Source organism: Methanococcus maripaludis, assembly GCF_013760955.1.
GTDB classification, from domain to species: domain Archaea; phylum AGJL01; class Methanococci; order Methanococcales; family Methanococcaceae; genus Methanococcus; species Methanococcus maripaludis_A.
The window spans coordinates 356052-368748 of the sequence record NZ_JACDUL010000003.1; the positions used below are offsets into that span (position 1 = coordinate 356052).

Here is a 12697-nt window from a genome sequence, read left to right on the forward strand (position 1 = left end):
AATATGTAATGCTTATTGGAAATAAACTAGAAAAAAATACCAATTGAGGTGTAATTATGGCATATAAAGTAAACGAAGATGAATGTATCGCATGCGGAGCTTGTGTTCCTTCATGCCCTGAAAACGCTATCTCAGAAAAAGCTGACGGTAAAGCAGTTATCGATCCTGCTAAATGTACTGGCTGTGGCGATTGTGCTGACATCTGCCCTGTAGCATGCATTAAAGAAGAATAAATTTGAAATTCTATAATACATTCCCAATTTAATCTATTTTTAAATTACTCATAATGAAGGATAAGATTTAATTTTGTAATTTTTGAACCCCTATTTTCATATACGTGGGATTTTTCTGCGTTAAACCTAATTGTATCATTTTTTTTAAGGAAATAATCAACTTCACCGATTTTGAGTGCAAGTTCACCCTCAAAAACAGTTATGATCTCTTCAGTTCCTTTTACGTGTCCTTCGGAATAGTATTTATGTCCGGGTTTTATCTCAACAATATATGTTTCAAATCGTTTATCATCTTCAAATGGAATTACAGGATATAATTTATGGCCTTCACCCTCAAAAACTGGATTTAAATCTTCAAATGGAATTAAATCAACTTCGGGTTTTTCATTCTTTAAAAGTGATGTAAATGAAACTTTTAATCCATTGGAAATCTTTAAAATTGTTGAAATTGTAGGATTTACTTCTCCTCGCTCTATTTGGCCGAGCATGCTTTTACTTACTCCGGTTATGTTAGATAAAGCATCCAAACTTAAATCTTTTCTTTTTCGGATGATTTTTAAATTTTTAGAAATTACGTCGTTTAAGTCCTTCATGATTTTTCCTGTGCACTATAATGTATATATAGATTAAGATATACTACCATATTCAATATACGTATATTTGTATGTTATGAACTTCCATGATTAAATCTTTATCGAAATTTAGGGGACGAATATGGCATTGAGCTACTCAAAACGAATGGAAAAAATTAAATCGTCTGAAATAAGGGAAATATTAAAGATTACCCAGAGCCCTGAAATTATATCCTTTGCAGGAGGTCTTCCCGCACCCGAACTCTTCCCGGTAAAAGAAATAAAAGAAATTTCTGGAATAGTTCTTGATGAAATGGGCCCAGAATCCCTCCAATATGATGTAACGGAAGGATACCCCCCACTTAGACAGAAAATCTCAGAAAGAATGAATAAAGTACTGGAAACAGATGTTACAGAAAATAATATTTTAATCGTCTGTGGATCCCAGCAAGGATTAGATTTCTCTGGAAAAGTATTCTTGGATGAAAATGATGTGGTGTTATGTGAAAGTCCAACTTATCTTGGAGCAATCAACGCATTCAAATCATACGAACCCCAGTTTAAGGAAGTTCCGACTGACGACTTTGGAATGATTCCAGAAGAACTTGAAAAAATTTTAAAAACAACAGATAATGTAAAACTCATTTATACAATTCCTGATTTCCAAAATCCAACTGGAAAAACGTGGACTCTTGAAAGAAGGGAAAAATTCATGGAAATAATTGAAAAATATGGAATTCCAGTAATTGAAGATAACCCCTACGGAGAATTAAGATTTGACGGGGAAATGTTGCCTTCATTAAAATCAATGGATTCAAAAGGTCTTGTAATTCATTTGGGAACGTTTTCAAAGACTTTTTGTCCGGGTTTAAGGGTAGGATGGATTGCTGCATCAGAAAATATCCTCGAAAAATATATTCTTGTAAAACAGAGTGCGGATTTACATACTTCGTCATTTTCCCAGAGAATTATCTCAAAAATGCTTGAAAATTATGATTTTGATGAACGAGTGTTAAAATTAAAAGAATTATACAAAGGCAGACGAGATTTGATGATAAACACGATAAAAGAAGAATTTCCAGAAGGAATTAAATATACAAATCCTGAAGGGGGACTTTTTACATGGGTTGAACTTCCTGAAAAATACAGTGCACGTGAATTTTTGGATGAATGTCTGAAAAATAATGTTGCAATTGTCCCAGGAGGGTCATTCTTCCCAAACGGAGGCCATGAAAATACATTTAGACTTAACTACTCAAATATGCCCGATGAAAAAATAATTGAAGGAATTAAAAGACTTTCAAAAGTTTTAAAAGAATATTTAAATTAACTTTTAATTTTTACTTTTTTATTTTTTTACCCATGAATCAAGGGTTAATTTTGGTTTGTACCACTTAACGGTTACCGGAACTTTTGAGATATGGCCGTATTCCCCGCCGCCACCAGGGTAAATATATATTTTATTTGTTCTGAAAAGCTCGATTATTTTTCCAACGTGCTCATTTATCTTTTTAACTTCATTGATATCTTCGTTAATCAAAACATCGATTTCATTTCCGTATTTTTTAATATACTGCTCCCAGATGGTATCTACTGATTTTGTTCCGATATTCTTCCCGATTGCAAGTGAAATTATTTCTGCTAAGGGAATTATTTTGTGATATTTCGGCCTGAAATCAGGGTGGATTACTTTTTTATCCTTTGATAGTTCCAAAGTTTTATCATGAACTCCTTTTTTAATCGTTCCCTTGCATTCAGGACATTTAAAGTTATTTTCTTCTGCATCTTCCAATTTAAACCTGGTAAAACATCTAGTGCATGCGGTTAAATGGTATTTTCCAAGATTTGGATCGAGTCCATAATTTGCAGTTATTTTATTGTGTTTTAAAACCTTTTTTATCTCTTCAAAGTTTGTTTCAAGCCCTTCAAGTTCATCTACGTCCATTTGGTTGAATTCTCTTCCAAGCCTGTGGGAATAGAATGAGTGCGCATCAGAATTACTTAAAAAAGGTAGATCTCGAAGTTCTTCGACCATATCTGCCATATCCGTGTCTGCTGAAAGTCCGAGCTCGATAAAATCAGGTTTTTTTCCATAACAATTATAAATTGAAGTAAATGATTTGTACATGCTTGTCCATGGCGTAAATGCATGAGCTGGCCCGATAAGTCCCCCTACATCTTGCACTGCATCCATAATTTCCAGTCCATTTAATGAAACTCTCGGCCTTCCATCAGCATCGATATTTTTTGAATATTTTGAGAATTTATCTCTTAAATCGTGAGCCTGAGAAGTTTGTGGCAGATATATCAAATGATGAACCCGATTTCTATCCTCGACCTCTGTTGAAAGAAGAAGTGGTTTATCCGCGTATTTTTCGATTTCTTCGAGCCATTTTGCGTGTAAACAGTCCCCTGTCGCAATTAAATCGAGACCTTTTACTGGCCCATATTTTAATATATGCTCGATATCCATATACTTAGAAGTTCCCATAGAATATTTTGAGTGAATATGTAGATCCGCATTAATTATCATGAAATCACCTGGTGAGATTATATGAATATAGATTATTCTGTTTTAAAAAAATACCCCTTGTGCGACAGATGTTTTGGAAGACTTTACGGAAAACTTATTAGATCCAGTAATTTTGAGAGAGGACATGCTTTAAAACTTGCTAAAGCAATCGAACTTGAAGAAGATTTAAGAAATGCCCTTGAAAAAATGAATGAATCTTCTGAAAATTCTGATAATCAAATTAATCCTGAAAAATTGGAAGAAATTAAAGAACTGATGTATTCCCTCTACAAATCAGGAATTTCAGGAATAAAACTTGATTTAATTGAAGATATTGAAAAATACGAAACAAAATTTAAAAATGAAGCTGAATATGAAAAAACCGAAGAGTGTGAAGAACTCTGCCCATGGTGTAAAGGAATTTTTGAAATTGAAAATATTGAAAAAGTTGCTGAAAATGTAGTTGATGCACTTTCTGAATACGAATTTGACAGCTTTTTAATCGGTACAAAACTTCCAAAAAGATTTAAAGAACTTGAAAATGAGATTGAAACTCCATTTATGGAAAGTATAAGGCAGGAATTTGGAAGAGAACTTGGAAAAGTAGTAGTACCATTAGTTAAAAGACGAGTTGACAAGGAAAATCCTGATATCGTAGTCATGGTAAATCCATACAATCAAAAAGTTACACTTCAAGTAAACCCCGTATTTATCAAAGGAAGATATAAAAAGCTAGTTAGAGGAATTCCGCAAAGCCACTGGCATTGCAGGTCTTGCAAAGGAAAAGGCTGTGAAAAATGTAACTTCACTGGAAAACAGTACATGACTTCAGTTGAAGAAATCATTGCAGAACCGTTTATGGATGTTATGAAAGGAAGTTCAGAAGCACTTCACGGTGCAGGGCGAGAAGACATTGATGTTAGAATGCTTGGAAATGGAAGGCCTTTTGTAATTGAAATAAAAGAGCCAAAGGTAAGAAAAGTTAATTTAGAAGAACTTGCTTCAAAAGTTAATGCATCTGAGACTGTTGAAATACTAAATGTCGAATACGGCCTTAAAAAAGACGTTCACTTCTTCAAAAATGAGCCCCATAAAAAAACATATCTTGCTCAAGTTGAGTGCGACGAAAAAGTGTCGAGTGAAGAAGTGGCTGAATTAGTAAATAAACTCGAAGATTTAGTAATTGACCAAAGGACGCCCGATAGGGTCTCACATCGAAGGGCTGACCTCGTGCGTGTACGTAAGGTATATAAAGCTTGGCCGCATATGATTGATGATTATAACTTTGAACTTAAGATATTCTGCGATGGCGGATTATACATCAAAGAACTCATTAGCAGCGATGAAGGGAGAACTACCCCTTCCGTTTCGGAATTGCTAAACAATAAATGCATCTGTAAATTTTTAGATGTTTTGGATGTTCACGACTATGATGATGTAGAAAATATCTAAAATAGAAATGGTTATATATTGGTAGTGAAAAAAAGGATAGACACTATGCCAATTATGTTCATGAAACACATTAGGAGGAATAACTATGCAAAAAAGTGAAGGATTTAGAAGCAAAACAAGATATAAACTTCAGAAACACCCAAGACAGAAAGGAATGGCTCCGTTAACAAGAGCTTTAAAATGCTACACCGAAGGAGACAGAGTTCACGTAGTACTCGACCCTTCAGTACAGAAAGGAATGCCGCACCCAAAATTCCACGGTAAAACTGGAGTTGTTGTTGCTCAAAGAGGAAGATCATTCTTAGTTAGAGTAAAAGATGGCGGAAAATACAAAGACATTATTGCTAGACCGCAACACTTAAGAGAATCTAAATTATAATTATTTTTAGATATCTTTTTTTTAGACTAATCTGTTTTGAGGGAGATTATGATTGGAAAAGAAATTATTTCCGAAAAGTACACAACAATTGCTCATGCAACCGAAATTATGGATGAAAGAGCAGGTTTTGACGAATTATCGTACGAACACGGTTGTTCACTCGACTATTTAAGAAAATTTTCAACAATAAGTAAAGAAGATGCTGACACCATGTTTGAACAGCTCACAAATTTAGGGCTAACTGAAAAAATGGCAGTTAAAATTATAGACTTACTTCCAGAAACAGAAGAAGACCTGAAAATCATATTTTACAGAGTCGATGTTCCTGAAAACAAGGACGACATTTTAGAAGTAGTTAGTAAATTCAAATAACGCTTTTCTACCATTTTATTATTGAAACAATTAGTTTTTTATTGAATTAACTCGATATTAAGTAATGTTATTTTAATTTCCAACATTTGATAGGTGTAAGTATGAGAGAGGGGCATGAACAAAATAAACGAGAGTTTGAAGAATACGCATACGTTTTGGACTTCTTAGAATATGGGTACCCTGACGATACTAGGCCACTTCACCAAAAAAAACCGATTGCACAAGCTTTTGGTGAAAAACAGTTTGTAATGATGGAATTAACATTTAAGGATAATCAGGTTGCAGATCTTGCAGAAAAACTCTATATCGGCAAGGGAAAAAGGGAAAAAGTAGAGTTCGTATCAAAAATGTTAAAATACGACCAACTAACCCCTACTGCAAAAACTGAACTTCTTCACGTAATAAAAGAAGCAGTTAAAGCCCAGGAAGAAAGATTCGTTGAATTTTTAAATAATTGTGGGCCACTTACAAACAGAATGCACACATTACAGTTACTTCCAGGAATTGGTAAAACATCAATGTGGAAAGTAATCGAAGAAAGGGAAATAAAAAAATTTGAAAGCTTTAAGGATTTTGAAGATAGAGTTAGGAAAAATATAGTTGATCCACTCGCAAAAAGAATTGAAGAGGAATTAAAAGAACCTCAAAAACATTATATCTTTGTAAAGTGGAAAATTAGCCACTAATCTCTTTTTTGGTGTTATTTTGAAAATATTACTTCCTTCAATATACTATCCATTTATTGGTGGAATTTCAATCCACGTTGAAAATTTAATAAAAAATTTAAACAAAATTGACTCTTTTGAATTTCATATTTTAAACTACAATTTTGATGTCACCATTGAAAATTCTTTTGAAAATGTTACAGTCCATAAAATTCCGTACTTTTCAAAATTAAGGGGCCCAAGCTACATTTTAAATGGATATAAACTCGGAAAAAAAATAATTAAGAATGAAAAAATAGATTTAATCCACAGCCACTATGCAGCACCACAGGGTTTTTTAGGGGCAGTTTTAGGAAAAAAATGCAATATTCCAACAGTTTTGACACTTCATGGAAGCGATGTATTGAATCTCTCAAAAAACACTTTTGGAAAATATTTTTTTGAATATGCACTTAACAATTCCGAAAAAATAATATGTGTTAGCGAATTTTTAAAAACTAATTTAAAAACAAATTTTAATATTGATTCGAACGTTATATACAACGGATTTGATGAAGAATTATTTAATCCTTCGAATAATGATTGCGATTACGGATTATTTGTCGGATCCCTTGTTGAACAGAAGGGAATCTTTTATTTTTTAGAAAGTATCAAAAATATCGATTTTACGTTTAAAATTATTGGTAATGGTCCATTATATAATAAAATATTGGATTTTATAAAATTAAACGAAATTAAAAACGTTGAATTACTTGGACCAAAAACACAAGCCGAAGTTTCAGAGTATTTAAAAAATTGCAGCTTTTTAATACTTCCCTCAGTTTCAGAAGGACTTGGAATGAGCATTATCGAAGCCATGGCCTGTAAAAAGGCAGTTATTGGAACTGATGTTGGAGGGATTCCTGAACTAATAAAAGATGGAATAAATGGATACATTGTTTATCCAAAAGATACAAAAGTGCTTGAAGACAGAATAAACATGCTTGTTTATAATAAAAATTTAAGAAAATCTCTCGGAGAAGAAGGTTTGAACTATTCAAAAAACTTTTCTTGGAGATATTCTGCAAAAAAAACCTATGAAATATATAATTCATTATTAACGGAATAATTGCTTGTGAAAATATGATTCCTGTTTTTTTAGAGTTGAAAGGATTTAATGTTTTAATTTTTGGATTTGGGAATGTTGGAAAAAGAAGATTTGAAAAATTCTTGGATAGTTGTGCAAAAATTACCGTTTATTCCAAAAGCATTGCGAAAAAGGATATCTCAAAATACGAAAATGCGAGATTTTTTGAATGCGATGTAAGTAATTTAAGTGATGAAGAACTATATTCAATAATAAAAAATCACGATATTATAATAACCGCGATCGACGAAAAAAACAATAAAAGGATTGTTTCAATTGCAAAAAGCATAAATAAATTCATAAACTCTTCAACTTTTGAAAAGGAATCAAATTTAATAGTTCCTGCATATTGCAGTGTTGATGGTGTTTCATTTGCAGTATACACTGGTGGAAAAAGCCCGATAGTTGCAAGAGAAATTCGCAAAAATGTTGAAGAATATTTAAAAAATTCTGAATTTGAAATCAGTTTTCAAAACAAACTCCGTGATTTTTTGAAAAATGAGATTGAAGATCAGAATGAAAGAAAAAAGGTTCTTGAAAACGTTTTTAGCGATGAAAAATTTAAAAAAGAACTTTTAGAACTTATTGAAAAACATAGGTGAATCTATGTTGGTTGTTAAAGCAGATTACAAAAAATATCCGATACCAGTTCTTGAAAAGATGCGAATTGACGAGGATGAATTTTATAAAAAATACGAGGCTTGCGTTGTAGTCCAAACCTGCAACAGGATTGAAGCGTATTTTGATACGGAAGTAAACTCAAACGTTGATGACATTTTAAAAGATTTTCAAGGGTTTGACATTTTAAAAGGAAAAAATGCAACATTTCATTTTTTAAAAGTGTCCTGTGGAATGGACTCGATGATACTTGGAGAAAACCAGATTTTAGGCCAAATAAAAACAAGTTTTCAAAAAGCACGTGAATTTAAAAAAACGAGCCGATATTTAGACAGTCTCTTCTTAAAAGCAATCCACGTCGGACAGCGTGCACGAACAGAAACTAAAATTAACGAAGGCGGAGTTTCAATTGGAAGTGCGGCAGTCGAACTTGCGGAAAAAAACTTCGGACTTACAAACAGGAATGTTTTACTAATCGGTGCGGGAGAAATTGGAACATTGGTTGCAAAAGCACTTGTAGAAAAGCATATTAAAGCCGTTATCGTTGCAAACCGAACTTACGAAAGAGCTGAAACGCTTGCAAAAGAATTAAAAGGAATGGCTGTTCATTTTGATAAATTAAGGGAAGCAGTTAATTTCAGTGATGTTATAATATGTGCTACATCATCACCCCATTACATATTGGAAAAAGAAGATTTAATTGACGTGGGAAATAAAATAATAATCGATATAGCAAATCCAAGAGACGTTGACGATTCGGTGCGGGAACTTGAAAATATTGAACTGTATACTATTGACGATTTAAGAAATATATCTGATAAAAATCTGCAAAGAAGAATTGAAGAGATACCGACTGTTGAAAAAATTATTGAAGAAGAATACGATGTTCTTATGAAACAGATTGAAAAAATCAATGTTGAAGAAGTTTTAAAGGAGTTTAATACATACATTGAAGAAATTAGGGTAAAAGAGCTTGAAAAAGCGATTAAACTTTCCAAAAGTAAAGATCCTGAAGAAATCATGGAAAATTTCTCAAAAGCTTTTGCAAAACGAATAACTCATGATTTTGTATCCTACTCATTGAATACTTCAAAAGAAGACCTTATGAACTCGGCATGGTGGAAAAATGGAAAATAACGTGAATATTGAAGAAATCGTTGAAAAACTGATTAAAAAAGAAATAAAAGTTTACCAGCTTGATTCAGAATTTGGAGAACGAAATGCAGTTACTGCAAGACGAAAATACCTTGAAAAGCTATCAAACGTTGAAACAAGACATATTCAGGAATACACTCTTGATGAAAAACTTGCGATGCAGAAAAACATTGAAAACATGATTGGTGCAATTCAAATTCCACTCGGATTTGCGGGACCAATTTCAATTAATGGAAAGTATGCACAAGGTGAGTTTAACGTGCCTTTCGCGACTACGGAAGGTGCTCTCGTTGCGTCTATTAACAGAGGTTGCAGTATTATCACAAAATGTGGTGGTGCAACTGTACGCGTGATTGACGACAAGATGACCCGTGCACCAATAATTAAAACGAACTCTATAGTCGATGCTTTGAAATTAAAAGAGTGGATATTAGACAACTTCACGAAGATAAAAGAAGTCGCTGAATCTACAACAAGACATGGAAAACTAATTCAAATATCCCCAATTTTAATAGTTGGAAGAAATGTATATCCAAGATTTACATTTAAAACAGGAGATGCGATGGGGATGAACATGGTTACTATTGCAACTGAAAAAGCCTGTTCATTTATCGAATCGGAACTTAAAAAAGAAGGAATAATTGTGGATACTGTTGCATTGAGCGGTAATGTGTGTACTGATAAAAAACCGGCTGCAATAAATTTGATTGAAGGAAGGGGAAAAAGTGTTGTTGCAGAAGTATTTTTAAAAGAAGAATACGTTGAAAAATATTTAAAAACTACCTCAAAAGCGATTGAACAGGTGAATACTTACAAAAATTTGATTGGTTCAGCAATAAGTTCCTCTTTAGGCTTTAACGCGCAGTATGCAAATATTGTTGGAGCCCTATTTTTAGCGACAGGACAGGACGAAGCACACATCGTTGAAGGCAGTATGGGAATCACAACTGCAGAATGTACTGGCGACGGACTTTATTTCTCAGTTACGCTTCCAGATTTACCTGTAGCCACGATTGGTGGCGGAACAAGAGTTGAAACCCAGCGAGAATGTCTCGAAATAATTGGATGCGCGGGTGCTGAAAAGGCAGTTAAATTTGCAGAAATTGCAGGAGCTGTTGTTTTAGCAGGTGAATTATCACTTATTGGCGCCCTTGCTGCAGGACATCTTGCAAAAGCGCATTCTGAACTTGGAAGATAATTTTTCACTTTTAAAAACTTTTTTTGAATTTTTAAAGAACAGACCTTTTCACGAATTAAAAAACATTTAAATCATTTATTTTATATACCAATTTTAAGATAATATATGATAATTAATTATGAAAAGTGGAACTATGGAATCGTTTTTGACAGAAATTCAAATAAATGTGCTAAACCTCAGAAAACGAGGGCACACACAAGATGAGATTGCCAACATTATGGGGACAAGTAGGGCGAACATCAGTATGATCGAAAAAAGAGCTCGTGAAAATATTGAAAAGGCGCGAAATACATTGAGTATTTACAACGATATAATCGCACCTTCTAAAATTAAGATAGATAAGGGTACAGACGTATTTAATATTCCAAAGATTATTTTTTCTAAGTCAGATCAGGACGAAATACACGTAAACTACTCCTCACTTCAAATCATGGAGTTTGTAAACCAGAATGCTCAAAGGTACATTAAAAACAGAATGGTAGTGGAGCCATTTATTGTAACCATACTTCAAAACGGAGATATATTCGTTCACGATTATGAAGAAAGTGAGCAATAAGTAAAAAAAGAGATATAATGAAGATCATTCAAGAGATACCTGAAAAAAATATAATAAAACTAATTCCAGAAAATTTAGATGATTTATGGCATTTATCAAACATAATACAGCCATATAATGCAATTTATGCAGTTACTGAACGTAGAACTGAGGATAAAGGGGACAAACTACGTGCAGATAGAGGAACTAAGAGAAAGGTTTTTTTAGGAATAAAAGCTGAAAAAATTAATTTCCATGAAGATTTCAATAGACTTCGGGTAAGCGGAAAAATTATTCATGCTCCAGAGGACATCCCGATTGGTTCATACCACACAATCGATATTGAACCTCTTTTACAGGTTTCAGTTCAAAAGAACTGGAAAAAATGGGATCTTGCAAGATTAAAAGATGCAGAAGACTCTTCCAAAAAGCCAAAAGTAGTAGTCGTTATTATGGATGATAGCGAAGCGGATATATTTTTAGTTCGTGAATTTGGAATTAAAGAACTTGCAAGTATTAAATCGGGCGTTTCTAAAAAATTAGATTATAAACAGAACGAACAGGCCAAATTTAGCTACTATTCTGATATTATCAATTCAATTTCAGAATTTGAAGGAAAAATACTCTTTGCAGGCCCAGGATTTGGAAAAAACAATATTCAAAACTACATTTCTGAAAAGCATAAAGATCTGGCTCCAAACGTGGTCGTGGAATCCGCAAACCATACTGGAAAATCAGGGCTTTCTGAAATATTGAAATCAGGAATTATCGATAAAATTTACGGAGAAGCAAGAATCAGCAAGGAAACACAAATTATAGAAAAATTACTCGAAGAAATTTCTAAAAAAGGTCTTGCAGCTTACGGAATTGAAAGTGTAAACAATGCAATGAATTACTCTGCAATCGACACCCTTTTACTAACTGATGAATATTTGAGAAGAAATAGGCGAACTATCGAAGAATTAATGAACAGTGTTGAAAATATCAATGGAAGCATACTTATCATTTCAACAGAACACGATGCAGGAAAACAGTTGAAAGCGCTCGGTGGAATTTCGGCACTGTTGCGGTTTCCAATAGAATAGGTGATATTTTGAGTGATACTAAATGGGAAATAGGAATTGCAGTAACTTTGGTTGCACTATCTACTGTTCTTTACTACATTCATTTTTTAATATTCCACGATATCCACCATATCTCGATATATCTTTTGGGCGATATCGCATTTACCCCAATAGAAGTCCTTCTTGTAACTTTGATTCTTCACAGGTTGCTCGAACACAGGGATAAAAAACAGACTCTTGAAAAATTAAATATGGTTATAGGTTCGTTCTTTTCGAGCGTTGGAGAAGAATTATTGACATATTTTTCGGATAATGACCCGAATTTAGAAGAAATTCGAAAAAATTTACTGGTAACTAACAACTGGGACGAGAAAAAATTCAAAAACGCCCATAAAACTTTAAAAACTTATAAATACAGTATAAAAATAACACCTGATAATATCAAGGAATTAAAAGAGTTTTTAAACAGTGAATCCCAATTTATACTCCGATTAATGGAAAATCCTGCACTTTTAGAACATGAAAAATTTACAGGACTTTTGAGGGCAATTTCACACATTTCTGAAGAACTCATGAAAAGAAAAGATATTGATAATTTACCGCAATCAGACATCGAACACATTTCCGGAGACATTGTAAGGGCATACGAGAGACTCGTGTCAGAATGGTTAGATTACATGATGTACTTAAAAAACAACTATCCATATTTATTTTCTCTTGCAATGCGGTCAAATCCATTCGATTTAACGTCAGAAATAATTGTAAAATAAAATTATCTTGGAAAAGTACATGGGTGGTGTCCATGTACTTAAAAGC

The 12697-nt window shown here is 33.2% G+C and carries 15 protein-coding genes; 13 read left to right on the forward strand and 2 right to left on the reverse strand.

Annotated features, from left to right (window positions below):
* Nucleotides 1–56: 56 nt before the first annotated feature.
* The gene (locus HNP90_RS07200; RefSeq protein WP_011977475.1) at nt 57–233 is read left to right on the forward strand and encodes a 4Fe-4S binding protein; all 177 of its coding nucleotides are present in this window, start codon (nt 57–59) and stop codon (nt 231–233) included.
* A gap of 44 nt (nt 234–277) precedes the next feature.
* On the opposite strand, the gene HNP90_RS07205 is transcribed toward HNP90_RS07200, so the two are convergent.
* Nucleotides 278–826, reverse strand: coding sequence for a helix-turn-helix domain-containing protein (locus HNP90_RS07205; RefSeq protein WP_011977474.1), 549 nt, complete (start codon nt 824–826; stop codon nt 278–280).
* A 121-nt stretch (nt 827–947) separates the two neighbouring features.
* Here HNP90_RS07205 and HNP90_RS07210 point away from each other — a divergent pair, with 121 nt between their 5' ends.
* The gene (locus HNP90_RS07210) at nt 948–2135 is read left to right on the forward strand and encodes an aminotransferase-like domain-containing protein (protein ID WP_011977473.1); all 1188 of its coding nucleotides are present in this window, start codon (nt 948–950) and stop codon (nt 2133–2135) included.
* A gap of 18 nt (nt 2136–2153) precedes the next feature.
* Here HNP90_RS07210 and HNP90_RS07215 read toward each other — a convergent pair whose 3' ends face one another.
* Entirely contained in the window at nt 2154–3338 is a 1185-nt protein-coding gene (locus HNP90_RS07215) for a TIGR00375 family protein (protein ID WP_011977472.1), read from the reverse strand.
* A gap of 21 nt (nt 3339–3359) precedes the next feature.
* On the opposite strand from HNP90_RS07215, the gene HNP90_RS07220 reads away from it, so the two are divergent.
* The 11 genes from HNP90_RS07220 to HNP90_RS07270 all read left to right on the forward strand — a co-directional run bounded on the left by HNP90_RS07220 (nt 3360) and on the right by HNP90_RS07270 (nt 12651).
* Nucleotides 3360–4769: a tRNA pseudouridine(54/55) synthase Pus10 gene (locus HNP90_RS07220; RefSeq protein ID WP_011977471.1), complete on the forward strand. Its 1410-nt coding sequence runs from the start codon at nt 3360–3362 to the stop codon at nt 4767–4769.
* An 85-nt stretch (nt 4770–4854) separates the two neighbouring features.
* Entirely contained in the window at nt 4855–5148 is a 294-nt protein-coding gene (locus HNP90_RS07225; RefSeq protein WP_011977470.1) for a 50S ribosomal protein L21e, read from the forward strand.
* Between the two features lie 48 nt (nt 5149–5196).
* On the forward strand, nt 5197–5520 hold the full coding sequence (locus HNP90_RS07230; protein ID WP_011977469.1) for an RNA polymerase Rpb4 family protein: 324 nt from the start codon (nt 5197–5199) through the stop codon (nt 5518–5520).
* Between the two features lie 101 nt (nt 5521–5621).
* Nucleotides 5622–6206, forward strand: a complete 585-nt coding sequence (locus HNP90_RS07235) for a DUF655 domain-containing protein (protein WP_011977468.1) — start codon at nt 5622–5624, stop codon at nt 6204–6206.
* 19 nt (nt 6207–6225) lie between these two features.
* On the forward strand, nt 6226–7293 hold the full coding sequence (locus tag HNP90_RS07240; RefSeq protein WP_011977467.1) for a glycosyltransferase family 4 protein: 1068 nt from the start codon (nt 6226–6228) through the stop codon (nt 7291–7293).
* A 14-nt stretch (nt 7294–7307) separates the two neighbouring features.
* Nucleotides 7308–7913 (forward strand): precorrin-2 dehydrogenase/sirohydrochlorin ferrochelatase family protein, encoded by a 606-nt coding sequence (locus HNP90_RS07245; RefSeq protein WP_011977466.1) that lies wholly within the window; start codon nt 7308–7310, stop codon nt 7911–7913.
* Nucleotides 7914–7917: 4 nt separating this feature from the next.
* Nucleotides 7918–9066, forward strand: coding sequence for a glutamyl-tRNA reductase (gene hemA, locus HNP90_RS07250; RefSeq protein WP_011977465.1), 1149 nt, complete (start codon nt 7918–7920; stop codon nt 9064–9066).
* Complete coding sequence (hmgA, locus tag HNP90_RS07255; protein WP_011977464.1) at nt 9056–10282, forward strand: hydroxymethylglutaryl-CoA reductase (NADPH); 1227 nt, start codon at nt 9056–9058, stop codon at nt 10280–10282. Before hemA ends, hmgA begins: the two co-directional genes overlap by 11 nt.
* A 118-nt stretch (nt 10283–10400) precedes the next feature.
* Nucleotides 10401–10838 carry a Tfx family DNA-binding protein gene (locus HNP90_RS07260; RefSeq protein ID WP_011977463.1) on the forward strand — a complete coding sequence of 146 codons (438 nt, stop codon included), beginning with the start codon at nt 10401–10403 and terminating at the stop codon, nt 10836–10838.
* 17 nt (nt 10839–10855) lie between these two features.
* On the forward strand, nt 10856–11902 hold the full coding sequence (locus tag HNP90_RS07265) for an mRNA surveillance protein pelota (protein ID WP_011977462.1): 1047 nt from the start codon (nt 10856–10858) through the stop codon (nt 11900–11902).
* Nucleotides 11903–11910: 8 nt separating this feature from the next.
* Entirely contained in the window at nt 11911–12651 is a 741-nt protein-coding gene (locus tag HNP90_RS07270; RefSeq protein ID WP_011977461.1) for a hypothetical protein, read from the forward strand.
* Nucleotides 12652–12697 lie beyond the last annotated feature (46 nt).

Coding starts and splice junctions, on each gene's coding strand:
- HNP90_RS07215 (WP_011977472.1), bottom strand. CDS start 3,338: ATGATAATTAATGCGGATCTACATATTCACTCAAAATATTCTATGGGA.
- hemA (WP_011977465.1), top strand. CDS start 7,918: ATGTTGGTTGTTAAAGCAGATTACAAAAAATATCCGATACCAGTTCTT.
- HNP90_RS07200 (WP_011977475.1), top strand. CDS start 57: ATGGCATATAAAGTAAACGAAGATGAATGTATCGCATGCGGAGCTTGT.
- hmgA (WP_011977464.1), top strand. CDS start 9,056: ATGGAAAATAACGTGAATATTGAAGAAATCGTTGAAAAACTGATTAAA.
- HNP90_RS07265 (WP_011977462.1), top strand. CDS start 10,856: ATGAAGATCATTCAAGAGATACCTGAAAAAAATATAATAAAACTAATT.
- HNP90_RS07220 (WP_011977471.1), top strand. CDS start 3,360: ATGAATATAGATTATTCTGTTTTAAAAAAATACCCCTTGTGCGACAGA.
- HNP90_RS07245 (WP_011977466.1), top strand. CDS start 7,308: ATGATTCCTGTTTTTTTAGAGTTGAAAGGATTTAATGTTTTAATTTTT.
- HNP90_RS07210 (WP_011977473.1), top strand. CDS start 948: ATGGCATTGAGCTACTCAAAACGAATGGAAAAAATTAAATCGTCTGAA.
- HNP90_RS07235 (WP_011977468.1), top strand. CDS start 5,622: ATGAGAGAGGGGCATGAACAAAATAAACGAGAGTTTGAAGAATACGCA.
- HNP90_RS07230 (WP_011977469.1), top strand. CDS start 5,197: ATGATTGGAAAAGAAATTATTTCCGAAAAGTACACAACAATTGCTCAT.
- HNP90_RS07260 (WP_011977463.1), top strand. CDS start 10,401: ATGAAAAGTGGAACTATGGAATCGTTTTTGACAGAAATTCAAATAAAT.
- HNP90_RS07205 (WP_011977474.1), bottom strand. CDS start 826: ATGAAGGACTTAAACGACGTAATTTCTAAAAATTTAAAAATCATCCGA.
- HNP90_RS07225 (WP_011977470.1), top strand. CDS start 4,855: ATGCAAAAAAGTGAAGGATTTAGAAGCAAAACAAGATATAAACTTCAG.